This window comes from Nonomuraea sp. NPDC054003 (assembly GCF_055585125.1).
The window spans coordinates 220,251-237,011 of sequence record NZ_JBVJKR010000016.1 but is presented as its reverse complement, the minus strand read 5'-3'; the positions used below and the strand labels follow the sequence as shown (position 1 = coordinate 237,011).

Genomic DNA, 16,761 nt, shown 5'->3' with positions numbered 1-16,761 from the left:
GGGAGCAACACCGCTTTGCTGGCGGGTCCCGGTTTGGCTACCCCCGTGGTGTTCTTCTTTTCCACCCGCCGGGGCCGGCGCCCCCCCCCCCCCCCCGCCGCGGCCGGCGCCCCCCCCCCCCCCCCCCGCGACGGGCTGCGCGCGTCAATCGTGCCTGCGGCTCCAGAACCGGCGGGAGCGGTCTTCTGACATCTCGGGTTCGTCGGGCGGGGTGGGCTGCTGCACGATCACCACCGTCGTCTTGGCGTGACGCGCGCAGTACATGCTGGTCGAGGGCAGGAACATGCGGCTGAGCAGGCCGCGGCGGCTGCGCCCGAGCACCAGCAGGTCGCCCTCGCGGGCCAGGTCGACGAGGTGGTAGCCGGGATCGCCGACCCTGGACACCATGACCGTGTGGAGGTCCTCCGGCAGGCCTCCCGCCACGTCCTCGAACACGCCGGCGATCACCTCGCCGCAGCGTGCCTCCTCACCCGATCTGATGGCGTGCTGCACGGGCAGCGCCTCCGGGAACGGATGCACCGGCGCCCGGCTGACATGTACGGCGACGAGAGCCATGCGGCGTAGCCGCGCGGTCCCGATCGCCCAGGCGAGCGCCCAGCGCGCGGCCGGAGTCTCGTCGACGCCCACGATGAGCCGCACGCCGCCGGGCAGGTCCTGATCCACCACGCCCCTCCCTTACCGAGGTACGTACCATAGTGCGCCTTTCGGCTAGTTACCGGGAGGTGTGAGTTTCGGACCTCTCACACCAGTGCGAGCAAGCCGGTATAGAGGGTTTCGCGTTCCGGCTCGGAAAAGGCTTCGTACGGCACCGCCGCGCGGCGGTTGGTGCCCGCCTCGATGCGTTCGCGCAACGGGCCGGGCTCCAGTGCGACGACCTCGGCCGCGGTCAGTCCCGCCGCCTGCCAGGCCGCCGCGTGCGCGTCGGCGCGGGCGTAGCGTAGCGCCGCCAGCCGGTTGAACAGCAGCAGCCCCGCCGGTGCCCCCTCGGGTTCGTACGGGGGAGCCATCACCGCGAGCGCGTCACCCGGCTCCGCCATGGCCTTGCCGAGCACCCGTCCCGCCAGCGCGGCGAGGGTCTCGACGTCGTGGTCCCGCCAGATCCGGCTCGCCACGGCCGCGTGCGTCTCGTACAGCCCGTGCACGAGGTCCAGGCCCCGCTCCGTCAGCCGCAGCGTGCCGTCGTCGTCGGCCAGTTCGCCGCGCCGGACGTGCTCCCGGATGCTCTCCTCCCGGTCGTCCCCGTACCGGTGGACGGCGGCCAGGTCGCGTCTGGTGAGGGTGCGCAGCGGGAGCGTGAACCGCAGGTCGTTCAGCAGTCCGAGGGCGTCGCGTCTGCGTGTGGCGGCGTGCAGGTTGACGTGGACCGCGTCGATGACCGGGGCGATCGCCGCCGCGTACGCGTGCGGGTCCGTGGGCGTCAGCATCCCGCGCCATTATGCCGGTCTCGCCGGAAATCTTGGGCTGTGTCGGGAGAAGGACCGAGGGGGTGGCGTGAAATCATGTCGGCATCGTGCCGTCCAGCCTTCCGTTCCGCCTCGCCCGCACCGCGGTGTTCGCCGTGGTGTGTCTCAGTCTCGGCATGGTGGCCCACTCCCTGGCGGGCGGGAGCGTGCCGGGGCCGGCCATGGTGGCCGGGTTCTTCGTGGCCGCCGGGGGCGCGTACCCGCTGGCCGGGCGGGAGCGGGGCCCGCGGGCGATCCTGGCGCTGCTGGGCGGTCTGCAGCTCGTCCTGCACGTGATGTTCTCGCTCTCCCACGCCGTCTCCCCCGCCGCCGGGGTTGCGCACGCCGCGCACGCCTCGGCCGGGCTGGCCCCCGACCTCGGGATGTTCGTCGCCCACGGGTGGGCGGTCGGGCTGACCGCGCTCTGGCTGGCGCGCGGGGAGGCCGCGCTGTGGGGGCTGCTGCGCCGCCTGGCCGCACGGCTCGTCACCGTGCTGCTGCCGGTGCCGGCGACGCCGTTCGTCGAGCTGCCCCACGCCGAGCCGCCGGTGCTGCGCTCGGCGATCCTCCGGCATGCCGTCAGCGGGCGCGGGCCGCCCGCGGTCATCGGAATCCGCTGACCTTTTCCCGATGACCGACGCCCCGGCGACTTCCGCCGCGGGCGCAGGAAGGCATGTCCATGAACACCCGTTCCGCCCTGCTCGTCACCGCCACGGCCGTGTTCCTCGCCGGCTGCGGCGCCACCACTCCGGCCGCCGGGCCCGCGCCCACCGCCAGTGTCGAGGCCGCCGCCCCGGCCCAGGCGCTCACCATCACCGACCCCTGGGTGAAGGCGGTGAAGGAGGGGATGACCGCCGCGTTCGGCACCCTCGTCAACCACACCGACAGCCCCATCACCGTCGTCGCGGGCGCCTCGCCGCTCTCGCCGGAGATCGAGCTGCACGAGGTGGTCGAGTCCGACAACAAGATGATCATGCGGACGAAGGACGGCGGGTTCGTCGTCCCGGCACGTGGCAGCCACGAGCTCAAGCCCGGCGGCGACCACATCATGCTGATGGGCGTCAAGGAGGAGGTGAAGCCAGGCGCGGAGATCCCGCTCACGCTGACGCTGCAGGAAGGTCCCCCGCTGGAGTTCACCGCCGTCGGCAAGGACTTCGCGGGCGCGAAGGAGGACTACCAGCCGGGCACGGACCACTGATGGCCGAGCAGAGGATCACCCGGCGCGGGCTGTTCGCCGCCGGGGCGGCGACGGCCGTGGGCACGGCGGCGGGCACGGTGGCCGGCACGATGGCAGGCACGTCCGCCGGCGCCTCGCCGAGCGGCGCTGCCGCGGAGGTCCCGTCCGGTACGGCCACGGAACCGTTCCACGGCGTCCACCAGGCCGGGATCGCCACGTCCCCGCAGGCGCACGCCGTGTTCGTCGCGTTCGACCTCAAGCGCGGCACCGGACGGGAGCCGATCGTCCGGCTCATGCGGTTGCTGACCGACGACGCGCGCCGGCTCACCCTGGGCCGGGGCGCGCTCGCCGACACCGAGCCCGAACTGGCCGCCTCCCCCGCCAGGCTGACGGTCACGTTCGGGTTCGGCCCCGGCCTGTTCGAGGCGGCCGGGGTGGAATCGCCGGTCCGGCAGCTGCCGGAGTTCGAGACGGACAAGCTGGAGGACCGCTGGTCCGGCGGTGACCTGCTGGTGCAGATCTGCGCCGACGACCCGCTGACCGTCGCGCACGCGCTGCGGATGGTGGTCAAGGACGCGCGGGCGTTCGCGCGGGTGCGCTGGACGCAGCGCGGCTTCCGGCGCGGCGCGCACGTCCAGCCCGCCGGCGCCACCCAGCGCAACCTGATGGGCCAGCTCGACGGCACCGTCAACCCGGCCGACCTGGACCGGGCGGTCTGGCTCGGCCAGGGCCCGCTGCGCGGCGGCACCACGCTGGTGCTGCGCCGGATCCGCATGGACCTGGAGACCTGGGACGAGCTGGACAGGACCGGCAGGGAGTTCACGATCGGCCGCCGCCTCGCCGACGGCGCGCCGCTCACCGGCCGGGCCGAGCACGACGAGCCCGACTTCGGCAGGCTGAACCGGCTCGGCTTCCCCGTCATCTCCGAGTACGCGCACATCAGGCGGGCCCGGGTGGACGATCCCGGCGCCCGCATGCTGCGGCGGCCGTACAACTACGACGACGGGCTGGCCGAGGACGGCACCCCTGACTCCGGGCTGCTGTTCGCCGCCTACCAGGCGGACGTGGACAAGCAGTTCGTCCCGGTGCAGCGGCGGCTGGCCGAAGGCGACCTGCTCAACGAGTGGATCACCGCGATCGGCTCGGCGGTGTTCGCGATCCCGCCCGGGTGCGCCCCGGACGGCTGGATCGGGGAGACGCTGCTCGCGGACGGGCCTTGACGGCGCGTCCGTAGGCGCCGGGCCCGGTCGGTCAGGTACCGCCCGGGCCCGGTCGGTCAGGGGCTGGCCAGGGCTTCCGTCGGGGAGAGGCGGGCGGCGCGGATCGCCGGGTAGAGCCCGGCGACCGCGCCGATGACCAGCGTCGCGGCCAGGCCGCCCGCCGTCGCCTCGGCGGGGATCACGGACGGCCACTCCTCGTAGGCGGCGTAGCCGACGGTGACGGCGGCGCCGACGCACACGCCGCCCACCCCGCCGATCGCCGACAGCAGCAGCGACTCGGCCAGGAACTGGGTGCGGATCTGGCCACGGGTGGCGCCCAGCGAGCGGCGCAGGCCGATCTCGGCCCGCCGCTCCAGCACCGAGATGACCATGGTGTTGGCCACCCCCACCCCGCCGACGATCAGCGCCACCGCGCCGACGCCCAGCAGCAGGCCGGTGAACGCCTGGTCGGTGGCCTGCTTGGCGGCCAGCGCGTCCGACGGGCGGGAGACGTCGACCTCGTTGGGCGCCTCCGGGTTGCCGGTTCCGGCCAGTACGTCCCGTACCGCGTCCATGTGCCGCTCGTCCACCCGCGTGTAGAGCACGGTGGGGTGGCCGTCGAAGCCCAGCCGCTCCTCCGCGACCGGCCAGCCGACCAGCGCCGCGGTGTCCAGCTCCACGGCGAGCGCCACCGGCTCCAGGACGCCGACGACGGTGAACCGCCGGCCGCCGACCAGCACCTGCGTGTCGGGCCCGACCGCGCCGACGCCGAGCCGTTCGGCCGTGGCCGAGCCGAGCACCACGGCCGGGTAGGCGTGCGTGGCCGCGTTGAGCCAGGTGCCGGCGCGCAGCGTCGCCCCCACGGAGTCGAGCAGGTCGAGCCGGGCCGCGTAGGCGGAGATGCCGCCGGTCCGCGCCTCGGGGATCTCCTCCGACCGGTACACCTTGGCGTCCTGGATTTGCCCGACCGACGACACCGACAGCACCGGGCCGATGCGCTCGATCATCGCCTCGGCCTCCACCGGCATCTTGGCCTCCTCGCCGCTGAGGGTCTGCCCGGACGAGACCGTGAGCAGGTTCGTGCCCAGCGCGGAAAGCTGGCGGTCCAGCTCGGCGCCGGACGAGGAGGAGATGCCGACCACGCCGATCATCGCCGCGATGCCGATGGCGATGCCCAGCGCCGACAGGAACGCCCGCAGCGGGCGGGTGCGCAGCCCGACCGCGCCGACCCTGAGCACGTCGCGCGGCCGCAACCGGGGCGGGGTGAGATCACGGCCGGCCTGGGGCGGGGCCGGGGCCCGGCGCGGTGTCACCTCTTCCCGGCCCGCCATCAGGCCGCCCCGGCGTGGTCGGCGACGATCCGGCCGTCGCGCATCCGGACCTGGCGGGGCAGCCTGCCGGCGATCTCCGGGTCGTGCGTGATGATCAGCACCGTCGTACCGGACGCGTGCAGCTCGCGCAGCAGCTCCATCACCCCCGCCCCGGACGCCGAGTCGAGCGCGCCGGTCGGCTCGTCGGCCAGCAGTAGCGGCGGATCGCCGGCCACCGCCCTGGCGATGGCCACCCGCTGCCGCTCGCCGCCGGACAGCTCGTGCGGCTCGTGGTCCATGCGGTGGGCGAGCCCCACCCGCTCCAGCGCGGCCCGCGCGCGGCGGCGCCGCTCGGCCCGCGGCAGGCCGCTGTAGAGCAGTCCGTCGGCCACGTTATCCAGCGCCGGCACGTTCGCGGCCAGGTGGAACTGCTGGAACACGAACCCGATCCCGGTCCCCCGCAGCGCCGACAGCCGGTTGTCCGACAGCGTCGCGACGTCGTATCCGTCGACGCGGACCGTGCCCGACGTGGGCCGGTCGAGCGTGCCGATGGTGTTGAGCATCGTCGACTTGCCGGACCCGGACGGGCCCGCGATGGCGACCATCTCGCCGCGCCGGATCTCCAGCGACACGTCGTCCAGCGCGGTGACGCCGCCGGGGTAGACCTTGCTCACCCGGGAAAGCTCGATCATTTCGCCATCCCCACCGTCATGCCCTCGGTGAGCCCGTCGCCGGTGATCTCCACCCGGCCGCCGGAGAACAGGCCGGTCTCGACCGGGACGTAACGGGTGGCGCCGCCTTCGACGACCTCCACGCCGAACCCGCCCTCGCGCAGCGCCACCAGGGCGGCGACCGGGACGGTGAGCACGTTCTCGCGCTCCTCGGCGGTGAACCTCACGTCCACCGCCGCCTGGTCGAGGTCAGCGGCCTTCTCGCCGGTGAGCGAGACGAGCGCCTCGACCTTGGTCTGCGGCTCCTCGTTCCCCTGCCCCGGGACGATCACGGTGGCGACCTCGGTGATCTTGCCCCTGACCTCCTGGCCGCCGGGCAGCGTGACCGTCACCTTGGCGCCCTCCTTCGCCAGCCGCCGGTCCTCGGAGTCGAGCTGGACGGTGACGACCTTGGCGGTGCCGGTGTAGCCGAGCACCTTCTGGCCGGGCGCGGCGGGCCGGCCGGCCTCGGCGTCCACGGTGTCCACCCTGACCCTGCCGTCGGCGAACACCACCCGGCCCAGCTCGACCACGCCGGTCTCCGGCAGGCCGCGGTCCTCCTGCCAGGCCATGACCGCCCGCGCCGTGGCCCAGGTGTACGTGTCGTCGACGGTGAAGCCGTCGTAGCCGAGCTTGCTCAGGTTGCGTTCCAGGCTCGCCACGTCACGGCCCTCGGCGCCGACCGCCAGGTCCCGGTACGCGGGCGTGCTCCCGTACATGAGCACCACCGGATCGTCGTCCACCTTGTAGAGCGGCTCGCCGCGGGTGATCACGTCGTCGCCGCCGGGCAGCCAGGTGACGGTGCCGCGCATGCGGTTGGTCACCGAGGCGGCCGGGCCGAAGCCCAGCTCGCCGTCGGCCTCCCGCGTGTCCCGCAGGGTCTCCTCGGCGATCGTCGCGGTGGCCGGCGGCAGCGCGGCGGCGGGCCGCCCGGCCGGGGCCCTGTCGAGCACGCCGAGACCGGCGGCGGCCACCGCGCCGGCCAGCACCGTCGCGGTGGCCAGCCAGGCCGCCCGTCGGCCGCGGCGGCGTCGCGGGGCCGTCTCCAGCGCTTCCCCGTCGATCGTGGTCGTGCCCATCACTTGGGCCGGTCCATCTGGCACTTCTTCTGCGCGGCCTCGAAGTCGGGGTCGTCGCCGACGTCCTTGGTGATGCGGACCCTGCCGCCCTCGGGGTCGGGGAAGTTCTCCACGCCGTTCTCACGCATGCAGGCAGCGATCTTGAGCAGGTCGTCGTTGCTCTCACCGTCGGCACGCCCGCCGCCGGGCGGCTGCCACTCCTTGCACGCCTCACGGGCCTGCTCCATCTTCTCCTGGGTGCCGGGGCCCATCGTCATCCGTATGCCCTCGCCCGGCTTGGGGTCGGGGACGTCGACGCCGTTCTCGCGCATGCACTGCGCCCACTTCAGGCCCCGCTCCTCGCGGTCCAGACTCGGCGCGGCGCTCGCGGTGGGATCGCCGCCCGCGGAGGCCACGCCGGGGGCCTCCGCGCCGCATCCGGTCAGCGCCAGCGCGAGCGCCGCGGTCACGCCGAGCATCCGTACTCGCATCACGTTCTCCTCGTCGGGCCGGAACCGTTCCGGCCGCCTGAGAGGAGATGGAACCGACGAGCCGGTTTCCCGGCGGTTTCCATGAGCGCTAACGGGGAGTAAACAGCCGATCCGCCACGATTCCCGGCATGCGAGTGCTGGTAGTGGAGGACGAGCGCATCCTGGCCGACGCGATAGCCGAGTGGCTGCGCGACGAGACGCACGCCGTGGACACCGCCGGCGACGGCGAGTCGGCGCTGGAGCGGATCGCGGTCAACGACTACGACGTGGTCATCCTGGACAGGGACCTGCCGCTCGTGCACGGCGACGACGTGTGCAGGCACCTCGTGGAGTCGGATTCGACGGCGCGGGTGCTGATGCTCACCGCGGCGGGGGAGATCGACGACAGGGTGACGGGCCTGTCGCTGGGCGCCGACGACTACCTGGCCAAGCCGTTCGCCTTCGCCGAGCTGTCGGCCCGGGTGCAGGCGCTCGGCCGGCGCGCCCGGCCGGCCCTGCCGCCGGTGCTGCGCCGCGCCGGGATCACGCTCGACCCGGCCCGGCGCGAGGTGTACCGGAACGGGCGGTACGTGCCGCTGTCGAACAAGGAGTTCGCCGTGCTCGCCGAGCTGCTGCGGGCCGGCGGCGCCGTGATCTCCTCCGAGCAGCTCCTGGAGAAGGCGTGGGACGAGAACGCGGACCCGTTCACCGGCGTGGTCCGGCTGACCGTGCTCAAGCTGCGGCGCAAGCTGGGCGACCCGCCGGTGGTGCTGACCGTGACCGGCGCGGGCTACCGCATCCCATGAGGCTGTCGCTGCGCCTGCGGCTCACGGTCGTGTACGGCGCGCTGTTCATGCTGGCCGGCGTGGTGCTCGTCGGCGTCACGTACCTGCTGTTCAACCAGGAGCTGGTACGGATCTTCGAGGAGAAGTACGGCGACCCCGGCGGGAACCGGCACAGGTTCATCTCCGTCATCAAGGACGGGGTGATGCTCAGCCCCGAGGAGTCGCAGCGGCTGCTGGCCGAGCAGGAGGCCGACCTGCGCGCCGCCGCGACCACGTCCCTGCTGGCCCAGGGGGTGATCGCGGTGGTCGTGGTCGCCTGCCTGGCGACGGCGCTGGGCTGGGTGGTGGCCGGGCGGGTGCTGGCCCCGCTGCACAAGGTGACCGCGACCGCGCGCCGCATCGCCGCCGCCCCCGACGCCGACCGCGGCCTGCGCGAGCGGATCGACCTGGACGGGCCGATCGACGAGGTCAAGGAGCTGGCCGACACCTTCGACGCCATGGTGGCGCGGCTCGACCGGTCCTTCGACGGACAGCGCAGGTTCGTCGCCAACGCCTCGCACGAGCTGCGCACCCCGCTGACGCTCAACCGCGCCCTGGTCGAGCTGGCCATGCACCGCCGCTCCGCCTCCGCCGACGTCAAGCGGCTCGGGGAGAGCCTGCTGGAGATCAACGTCAGGCACGAGCGGCTCATCTCCGGGCTGCTGCTGCTCGCGCGGGCCGAGCACGAGGTGACCGACCGGTCGCCGGTCGACCTCGCCGACGTCGTGGCGCACGTGGTCGCCCAGACCGCCCCCGAGGCGGCGCAGGAGAAGGTCACGGTGTACGAGGAAGCGTTCCCCGCGCCCACGACCGGTGACGCGCTGCTGCTCGAACGGCTGGTGACGAACCTGGTGGAGAACGGCGTCCGGCACAACCTGCGCGACGGCACCGGCTGGGTCCGGATCGCCAGCCGGACGGCCACCGGCGGGCGGGTCACGGTGACGGTCACCAACACAGGCCCCGTCGTGCCGCCGTACGACGTGCCGGAGCTGTTCAAGCCGTTCCGCCGGCTCAACGGCGAGCGCACCGTCACGGGCAAGAGCGCGGGCCTGGGCCTGTCGATCGTCCGGTCGGTGGCCCGCGCCCACGGCGGCGACGTGACGGCCCATCCCCGGGAGGGCGGCGGCCTGGTGATGACGGCCACGCTCCCCCGCGCCGTGCCGTGACCGGCGCGGCGGGTCCGTCGAGCGAGTCCCCGCGCCCGGCGGACCCCGCCGCACCCGGCCGCCCACCCCCGGACGGCCGTCCCGCGTGAGGGTGCGGGTACCGGACACGATGGCGGTCACGGCCCGCCGTTCACCAGACCACTTTCTGCCCGGTTTCTGCTCACTCGCCCCGGCCGTACGTCACGACACGCGTCCTCGCGCGTACGGCGAACCCCGGCGAGCCGATGGACAATGACGGCGCGGCAACCGATCCAGCAGGAGGGTTCCATGCCACCCGACCCGGCCCAGCGGCTGCTGGGCTACATCGACGGCGCCTGGGTGGCGTCGGCGGTCTGCGCCGCGGCCGAGCTCGGGGTGGCCGACGCGCTGGCCGGTGGCGCGCGCGACGCCGACCAGCTGGCGCGGGCCGTGGGCGCCCACCCCGGCGCGCTCTACCGGCTGCTGCGGGCGCTCGCCGACCTGGGCGTGCTGCGCGAGCTCGACGGCCGCGTGTTCGAGCTGACCGAGACGGGCGAACGGCTGCGGCGGGACCATCCGGAGTCGCAGCGCGGGTTCGCCGTGATGCTCGGCTCGTCGTGGCACCGGCGGGCGTGGTCGGGTTTCGCCGACAGCGTGCGGACCGGCGAGTCGGCGTTCGAGCGCGTCTTCGGCCCGGCCTTCGACCACTTCCGCGACCATCCCGACCACGGCGAGGTGCTGAACGACGCGATGACGTCGGTGTCCGCCGCGTTCGTGTGGCCGGCGGTGCGCGGCCACGACTTCACCCGGTACGGGACCGTCGTCGACGTGGGCGGAGGCCACGGCGCGATGCTCGCGGCCATCCTGTCGGCGCATCCGGCGGGGCGCGGCGTGCTGTTCGACCTGCCGCACGTCATCGAGGGAGCGGGCGGGCCGCTCGTGGAGGCGGGCGTGGCCGACCGGTGCGAGCTGGTGGGCGGCGACTTCTTCACGTCGGTGCCGCCCGGCGGCGACGCCTACCTGCTGTCCAACGTCGTCCACGACTGGGGCGACGACGACGCCGTCCGGATCCTGGCGAGCTGCCGGCGGGCGATGAACGAGGGCGGTCGCGTCCTGCTCTGCGAGGCCGTCATCCCGGACCCGCCGCGCGAGCCGACCGCCGCCACCGTGATCGACCTGGAGATGCTGGTCATCGCCAAGGGCGCCAGACAACGCACGGCGGGCGAGTACGCGGAGCTGTTCGAGCGGGCCGGTCTGCGGTTGGCCGCCGTCACCGGCGGCGGCGTCTTCGACGTCGTGGAGGCGGTCCCCGGATGAGCCGGTTTACTCCTCTCGGTGACGGAGAACGTTCTGGCCATGAACCAGGCGCCATCCGGACATGACCACACGAGGTGCACGCCCGCGCAGCTCTTCGAGATCACCGTCCTGGACACCACAGGTGACGACACCCGGTGGCACACCATCGGCTGGGGCATCGGCCGCCAGGACGCCGACGCCCTCGCCCGGTCCTTCGTGACCCGCCGGCTCTGCCCGTACGAGCGGGCCCGGGTCCGCCACAACGGCCGGCTGCTCGCCGAGCACCACCGGCCCGTGACCGGCTCAGGCCGGTGAGACGACCTCCAGGGCGGGGCGCACGTCGTTGGCGAGCGTGCCGACGCCGTCGATGACGATCTCCACCCGGTCCCCGGGCAGCAGCGTGAAATCCGGACCGGGGACCATGCAGGTGCCGGTCGACAGCACCACGCCCCGGGGGAAGCGCTCGGCCTTGAACAGGTAGCCGGCCAGCTCGTCGAGGCGGCGGTGGAGCTGGGCCGTGCTCGCCTCGTCCGACCAGACGACGCGGCCCTCGCGGGTGATGGTCACCGCCATCGCCAGGTCGTAGGGGTCGGGCACCTCCCAGGCGGGGCGGATGCCGGGGCCGAGCGCCGTCGCTCCCGCGTACATCTTGGCCTGGGGCAGGTAGAGCGGGTTGTCGCCCTCGATGGAGCGGCTGCTGACGTCGTCGCAGACGGTGTAGCCGGCGATCTCGCCGCTCGCGGCGATCACCGCGGCCAGCTCGGGCTCGGGCACGTCCCAGGTGGAGTCCTCGCGCACGCCGATCGTCTCGCCGTGGCCGCGCACCCGCCAGCCGACCGACTTGAAGAACAGCTCGGGCCGTTCGGCGTCGTAGACCCGCTGGTAGATGTCGGGTTCGGTGCTCTCTTCCACCCGGGCCTCGCGGGAGCGGCGGTAGGTGACGCCGGCCGCCCACACCTCGGTGCCGGCGTCGACCGGGGCGGCGGGGGTGACCGGGTCGACCGGCTCGGTGGCGCGGGCGAGCTGGTCGCGGAAGTGGGCGAGGTCGGCGGACAGCGCGTCGCCGAGGGAGAACCCGGCGGGCAGCGCCCGGTCGCCGTCCTCGGCGCGGACCACCCAGCGGGGCGATTGAGCGGACCTGACGAGGTGCATGCGCGCCCTTCTGCCGGAATGTCGGGGAGGACCAGCCTAAGACATCCGATGAAAGTTTCAATGGTTTCGGCAGGCAGGCGTTCTGCCGGGTTCGCCGCACTTGACGAAGCGGTGCGTCCTCGCTGATCTAGTCCTGGGGGAAAGCGCTTTCCTTCTCCGATGGGAGCAGACTGTGAGATCCGTTGCCCAAGCCTGGCGGTGCCTGCTCACCGTCCTGGCCGCCCTGGTCATGGCGCTGGCAGGCGCCCTCGTCGCGCAACCGCCGCCCGCGAGCGCGGCGACGGTCGACACGAACGCCTGGTACGTCCTCGTGAACCGGCACAGCGGCAAGGCGCTCGACCTGTACGAGTTCGCCACGAACGACGGCGCCCCGATCGTCCAGTGGGCCCGCAACGACGGCAACCAGCAGCAGTGGCAGTTCGTCAGCTCAGGCGACGGCTACTACCGGCTGAAGTCCCGCCACAGCGGCAAAGTGCTGGACGTCTACGAATGGAACGCCAATGGCGGCGCCCAGATCGTCCAATGGGCCGACACCAACGGCTGGAACCAGCAGTTCCGGCTCGCCGACTCCGACGGCGGCCACGTCCGCCTGATCAACCGCCACAGCGGCAAGGCCCTCGAAGCCTGGGAGTGGTCCACCGCCGACGGCGCCCGCATCTCCCAATGGGACGACCTCAACGGCGCCAACCAGCAGTGGCAGCTCGTCAAGATGGGCAGCGGTTCCGCCGACTGCGGCGGCGGCTCGTTCAACGCCGAGGCCGTGCTCAGCGGCAGCACCTGGACGGCCAGGAACGGCGGCAGCACCCTCTACACCGGCAGCAGCATGATCGAGGCCATGCGCCGCGCCGTCGGCAGCCTCACCTCCGGCCGCACGTCCAAGCAGAAGGTGGTCGTCCGCGGCTCCGGCAGCATGAACGCCAACCAGTCGCTCGACCTGCCCAGCTACACCGTCCTCGAAGTGTGCGGCACGATCAACGTGACCGGCACGATCAGCGCCAACAACGCCGCCGTGCGCGCCCAGAACGTCACCGACGTCGAGGTCACCCGGCTCGCCGTGACCGGCAACCCGTACTTCGCGGTGTTCGTCCGCAACGGCACCAACATCACCCTCGGCCAGCTCGACCTGCGGCTCGGCTCGGCCGGGCTGGGCGTGCGCATCGACAACCACGCCAACAGGAACGTCCGCACCAGGAACGTCCGCATCGACAGCGTGTACGCCTCCGGCGGCGGCAGTCACGGCGTCGAGACGTACGGCGTCGACGGCATCACGATCGGCACCGTCACCGCGCGGAACACCGGCGAGTCCGGCCTACTGCTCAACGACACGATCAACGCCAGCATCGGCACCGTCGACGCCGAGGGCGCGGGCACCGGCACCGGTTACGCGGCCTTCCGGATGGCCAACCGCAACGGCCGCATCGGCAGCTCGTACCCGACCAACATCCGCGTCGGCACCGTCAAGGCCCGGGGCGGCGGCCGCGGCGTCTTCTGCGTGTCGGAGAGCGGCGGCGCGGTGATCGACCGGGTGGACATCGCCCAGACCGGCAGCAACTCGATCCTCATCGAGAACTGCTACAACGTCACGATCGCCGCCCAGAGCGGCACCGTGAACGGCTCCGACATCCGCATCGCGGCCCGCACCGAGTTCCCCGTGACCTCCGACATCACGTTGCAGAACCTGACGCTGACGAACTCGGCGATCAACGAGAACCCGTGCGGCACCAACATCGTCATCCGCAACATCAACCTGGTGAACTCCCGCATCAACCGCTGCTGACCGGAACAGACCGTGATCCGGCCGGGCGGGCCCGGCCGGATCACTCGGACGGCGACGCGCACTCGGCCGCCGTCGCGGTGGGCCGGCAGACCCACGTCGCCTGGATCGGCCGGCCCGACTCGACGGTCATGAGCCACACCTCCCGGCCCTGGGCGTCGTGGTCGGTGGCGTGCTCGGAGAAGGACACCTTGCCGGTCGCGCCGTCGAACGCCTGACCACGCAGGTTGTAGTGGACGCCGCTGAGGATGTCGTCGGCCTCGCTCTGCGTGCGGTAGGCGCTGAACGCGATCGCCACGGCCTGGGCCGCGTCGAAGCCGAACGCGGCGTGCGCGAAGGAGACGCCGACGCCGGACTCCGCTATCCACCGCCGCAGGGTCTGCTGGCTCTGGTTGGTGAGCGAGGTGTCGCGGACGTCGGTCAGCGACACGAAGGACATGCTCACGTCGTGGGCGGCCGGGTTCGACCGCACGTCCTTGGCGACGGAGCCGGTGACGTCGTCCGAGGCGAGCAGCCTGATCTCGCGCTGCTCGCACGAGGCGCCCCAATCCCGCCTGAGGCTGCTCAGGAAGTCGGCCCGGCCGGTGTAGTAGACCACCTCGGCGCCCGACCCGCACGCCTCCCGCATCGCCACGCCCAGCGAGGCGTCGTCGCCGAACGAGAAGTCCGCGCTCTCCCCCGGGTACTCCGCCAGGAACAGGTCCTTCAGATCCTGGCTGTAGAGCTCGCCGTCCTGCCGCTGCCAGACGACGGCCACCTTGGGCTTCTTGCCCACCCCCTCGGCGAGCCCGAGGGTTTCCAGCCAGTGGACCGTGGCCTTCATCTGCAGGCTGTTCACGACGGCCAGCCGGAACAGGAACGCCGACCGCCGGTCCCCCACCTGCGCGATCTCGCCGACCGTGGTGACCGTGCTGACCATCGGCACGTTCGCCCTCGTCAGCACCCCCACCGCCCGTTTGACCTCCTCGCGGCTCCAGGCGAACCCCACGGCGGCCGCCAGCGACGAGTCCTCCCGCGCCCGTTCCGCGATGCCGGTCGCCGCCAGCTCGGCGCTGATGAAGTCCTGGCCGGTGTTGGCGAACACGACCTTCATCTTCCAGTCGGATCGGCTCATGTTGTAACTCTTCTGGTACGCCCCGATCCCGGCCAGTTCGCCGGCCACCGCCGTCATCTGGCCGTCCTTGAACTGCGCGCCCGGCTGTGTCGTCAGCGGGCCCAGATAGGCGACGGTGAACACCTTGTGACCCAGCGGGATCGCCGCGTTCTGCTCCTCTATCCGTCGCGCCACCGGCGCGACGAGCGGGTGCGGCGCCATCTTGCCGAGCGCGCCCAGGCCCACGCACTGACCGTCCACCTCGCGCAGCTCGGCGCCGCAGCCCGCGGTGGCCGTCACGGTCGCCATGACGGGCACGACGAGCAGCGCCAGCACCACCGCCCAGAAGGCGAGCGGACGAGCGAGAAGCAGCCGGGCGGGATCGTCGCTGCGCGACGCGCCGGCCTCCGTCAACCTGATCACGAGGTACGGGCTCGGCTCCGCCCGGTGGATCGCCGCCCGCCATGCGCGGTACTGCCTGACCGGCTCCAGCTCGCCGGCGGCGGGCGGGTCGAAGCGGTGCCCGGCCGGCGGTTCCGAGGTGGAGGCGACCAGCAGGAGAGGGCCCCGCTGTCCGCGGACCCGCACCTCGTCCAGGAGTTCCATGAACCGGCGGCCCATCGTGCCCGGGTCGGCGTTCCTGAGCGCTACCACGGGATAGGTGTTGCGCCCCCAGCCGGGCCACGGAAGGACGCGACGCTGGTAGGCCTGGCGGAGGTCCTCCAGCAGCGCGGTCACCATCAGCCGTTCGACCGCGTCCTGATCGGCGCGGCCCACGCTGATCGCGTAGGCGATGATGTCCTCGCCCTTCCTGCGCCTGACATAGGGGGCCTTGCGGAACCAGCGGTAGAAGAGCCAGCCGCGGATCAGCAGCGCGGCGTGCAGCAGAGCGCCGATGACGGCGACGATCGGGCTGGCCAGCCAGAGCGCCAGGCTGACGCCGTCCACGAGCTTCTGGAGCCCGAACGTGGCCAGCCCGGTGGCCGGAAGCCACGTGGTCATGGTCCTGCCCACGTAGTCGACCATGACCCGCAGCGCCGACCCGGTGAACGCGTCCTTCTTCCGGCGCTGGGACAGCGACCGCCGCAGGGTGCCGCGGACGCCCACGGGATCCTTCGGCTCCCCGGCCGCGGTCTCGCGCTCGCTCCAGGCCCAGAGGACGAACCGGGTCAGCGGGAAGCGGGGAGGCGGGAGCAGCGTGCCCTTGACCCATGGTGTCAGCGAGCCCTTCTCCCCCGCGAGCCGGTCGACGATCGTCGCGACGTCGGTCTCGTCCGCGTTGACCTCCGCGTACGGTGCCCGCAGCTTGAAGCACTCCGCCGTCTCCACGGCCGTGCCGGTCGGCAGCGCGTCGCCGGTGAACACCAGGATGGGCAGCTTGCGCTCCCCGGCCAGGGGCGAGGGACGGCGCTGGGCCTCGTCGATCAGCTCGTACACGGGGATGGACGGCATGCGCGATCAAGCCTCCGGACTCATACCGTCGCGGCCCCCGCAGCGCTCGTCAAGAAGAGCGTACTGCCGGAACCACGATGACTTCCGCCGCCGTGCGTGGTCTTAACCGAGGTAAGGTCCGATCGCGGGAGGAACCCATGGCGAAAATGCTCTACTCGGTCACCATGTCGCTCGACGGCTTCATCGCCGGGCCGGGCGGCGACATGTCCTGGCTGGCCGAGCACCTCGGACCCAACCCGACCGTGGACGACCTGCTCCCCCAGGTCGGCTCCCTCCTCGTGGGCAACCGCTCCTTCGGCGGCGACGACCCGTACAAGGACACCGAGCACGAAGGCGAGGCGTTCGGCGGAGGGTGGAGCGGGCCCCAGTTCGTGCTCACCCACAACCCCCCGGCCGATCCGGTGCCGGGCGTCACCTTCGTCACCGACCTCGACACCGCGATCACCGCGTCGAAGGCCGCGGCGGGCGGCAAGTACGTCAACGTCATCGGCGCCGACGTGGCCCGCCAGTGCCTGGCGGCGGGCGCGCTCGACGAGGTCCTGGTCTGCGTCGCCCCGGTCATGCTCGGCGACGGCGTCCGCCTCTTCGGCCACCCGGGCGGCACGAACGTCAAGCTCGAACGTCTCAGCGTGACGCAGGTCCCCCAGGCGACCAACCTCTGGTTCCGGGTCCTGTGACGA

17 protein-coding genes are annotated in these 16,761 nt (G+C 72.8%); 9 read left to right on the top strand and 8 right to left on the bottom strand.

The genetic code is table 11. The features are described 5' to 3' along the window. Positions 1 to 144: 144 nt before the first annotated feature. On the bottom strand, positions 145 to 666 hold the full coding sequence (locus tag ACZ6YG_RS35855) for a universal stress protein (protein ID WP_148035902.1): 522 nt from the start codon (positions 664 to 666) through the stop codon (positions 145 to 147). A gap of 74 nt (positions 667 to 740) precedes the next feature. Continuing rightward, the gene (locus ACZ6YG_RS35850) at positions 741 to 1,424 is read right to left on the bottom strand and encodes a hypothetical protein (RefSeq protein ID WP_466020426.1); all 684 of its coding nucleotides are present in this window, start codon (positions 1,422 to 1,424) and stop codon (positions 741 to 743) included. Between the two features lie 86 nt (positions 1,425 to 1,510). Here ACZ6YG_RS35850 and ACZ6YG_RS35845 point away from each other — a divergent pair, with 86 nt between their 5' ends. The 3 genes from ACZ6YG_RS35845 to ACZ6YG_RS35835 are packed head-to-tail and all read left to right on the top strand — an operon-like array spanning position 1,511 to position 3,839. Then, positions 1,511 to 2,062 (top strand): MFS transporter, encoded by a 552-nt coding sequence (locus ACZ6YG_RS35845; protein ID WP_466020425.1) that lies wholly within the window; start codon positions 1,511 to 1,513, stop codon positions 2,060 to 2,062. Between the two features lie 59 nt (positions 2,063 to 2,121). Next, positions 2,122 to 2,640 (top strand): copper chaperone PCu(A)C, encoded by a 519-nt coding sequence (locus tag ACZ6YG_RS35840; protein WP_466020424.1) that lies wholly within the window; start codon positions 2,122 to 2,124, stop codon positions 2,638 to 2,640. Further along, positions 2,640 to 3,839, top strand: coding sequence for a Dyp-type peroxidase (locus tag ACZ6YG_RS35835; RefSeq protein WP_466020423.1), 1,200 nt, complete (start codon positions 2,640 to 2,642; stop codon positions 3,837 to 3,839). The genes ACZ6YG_RS35840 and ACZ6YG_RS35835 overlap by 1 nt, the downstream gene beginning before the upstream one ends. A gap of 56 nt (positions 3,840 to 3,895) precedes the next feature. Here the strand turns inward: ACZ6YG_RS35835 and ACZ6YG_RS35830 are convergent, their stop codons facing one another. From ACZ6YG_RS35830 to ACZ6YG_RS35815, 4 genes are read right to left on the bottom strand one after another with little or no spacing between them, the layout of a single operon-like run. Then, positions 3,896 to 5,149 (bottom strand): ABC transporter permease, encoded by a 1,254-nt coding sequence (locus tag ACZ6YG_RS35830; RefSeq protein ID WP_466020422.1) that lies wholly within the window; start codon positions 5,147 to 5,149, stop codon positions 3,896 to 3,898. After that, on the bottom strand, positions 5,149 to 5,820 hold the full coding sequence (locus ACZ6YG_RS35825) for an ABC transporter ATP-binding protein (RefSeq protein ID WP_364233973.1): 672 nt from the start codon (positions 5,818 to 5,820) through the stop codon (positions 5,149 to 5,151). The genes ACZ6YG_RS35830 and ACZ6YG_RS35825 overlap by 1 nt, the downstream gene beginning before the upstream one ends. Next, positions 5,817 to 6,917, bottom strand: a complete 1,101-nt coding sequence (locus ACZ6YG_RS35820; protein WP_466020421.1) for an efflux RND transporter periplasmic adaptor subunit — start codon at positions 6,915 to 6,917, stop codon at positions 5,817 to 5,819. Before ACZ6YG_RS35820 ends, ACZ6YG_RS35825 begins: the two co-directional genes overlap by 4 nt. Further along, positions 6,917 to 7,387 carry a hypothetical protein gene (locus ACZ6YG_RS35815; protein WP_364233969.1) on the bottom strand — a complete coding sequence of 157 codons (471 nt, stop codon included), beginning with the start codon at positions 7,385 to 7,387 and terminating at the stop codon, positions 6,917 to 6,919. Before ACZ6YG_RS35815 ends, ACZ6YG_RS35820 begins: the two co-directional genes overlap by 1 nt. 128 nt (positions 7,388 to 7,515) lie before the next feature. Here ACZ6YG_RS35815 and ACZ6YG_RS35810 point away from each other — a divergent pair, with 128 nt between their 5' ends. The 4 genes from ACZ6YG_RS35810 (at position 7,516) to ACZ6YG_RS35795 (ending at position 10,925) form a co-directional block, all read left to right on the top strand. Next, a complete protein-coding gene (locus ACZ6YG_RS35810) occupies positions 7,516 to 8,172 on the top strand; it encodes a response regulator transcription factor (protein ID WP_148035911.1) in 657 nt (218 codons plus the stop codon). Continuing rightward, positions 8,169 to 9,356, top strand: coding sequence for a sensor histidine kinase (locus ACZ6YG_RS35805; RefSeq protein WP_466020420.1), 1,188 nt, complete (start codon positions 8,169 to 8,171; stop codon positions 9,354 to 9,356). Before ACZ6YG_RS35810 ends, ACZ6YG_RS35805 begins: the two co-directional genes overlap by 4 nt. 267 nt (positions 9,357 to 9,623) lie before the next feature. Then, entirely contained in the window at positions 9,624 to 10,631 is a 1,008-nt protein-coding gene (locus ACZ6YG_RS35800; RefSeq protein WP_466020419.1) for a methyltransferase, read from the top strand. A gap of 18 nt (positions 10,632 to 10,649) precedes the next feature. Continuing rightward, positions 10,650 to 10,925 (top strand): hypothetical protein, encoded by a 276-nt coding sequence (locus tag ACZ6YG_RS35795; protein WP_271276856.1) that lies wholly within the window; start codon positions 10,650 to 10,652, stop codon positions 10,923 to 10,925. Here the strand turns inward: ACZ6YG_RS35795 and ACZ6YG_RS35790 are convergent. Further along, the gene (locus tag ACZ6YG_RS35790) at positions 10,914 to 11,762 is read right to left on the bottom strand and encodes a fumarylacetoacetate hydrolase family protein (RefSeq protein WP_466020418.1); all 849 of its coding nucleotides are present in this window, start codon (positions 11,760 to 11,762) and stop codon (positions 10,914 to 10,916) included. The genes ACZ6YG_RS35795 and ACZ6YG_RS35790 overlap by 12 nt on opposite strands. 172 nt (positions 11,763 to 11,934) lie before the next feature. Between ACZ6YG_RS35790 and ACZ6YG_RS35785 the strand changes: the two genes are divergently transcribed. Beyond that, positions 11,935 to 13,539 (top strand): RICIN domain-containing protein, encoded by a 1,605-nt coding sequence (locus ACZ6YG_RS35785; RefSeq protein ID WP_466020417.1) that lies wholly within the window; start codon positions 11,935 to 11,937, stop codon positions 13,537 to 13,539. Between the two features lie 40 nt (positions 13,540 to 13,579). On the opposite strand, the gene ACZ6YG_RS35780 is transcribed toward ACZ6YG_RS35785, so the two are convergent. Next, positions 13,580 to 16,081: an ABC transporter substrate-binding protein gene (locus ACZ6YG_RS35780; protein WP_466020416.1), complete on the bottom strand. Its 2,502-nt coding sequence runs from the start codon at positions 16,079 to 16,081 to the stop codon at positions 13,580 to 13,582. A gap of 137 nt (positions 16,082 to 16,218) precedes the next feature. On the opposite strand from ACZ6YG_RS35780, the gene ACZ6YG_RS35775 reads away from it, so the two are divergent. Continuing rightward, on the top strand, positions 16,219 to 16,758 hold the full coding sequence (locus tag ACZ6YG_RS35775; protein WP_466020415.1) for a dihydrofolate reductase family protein: 540 nt from the start codon (positions 16,219 to 16,221) through the stop codon (positions 16,756 to 16,758). Positions 16,759 to 16,761: the final 3 nt, after the last annotated feature.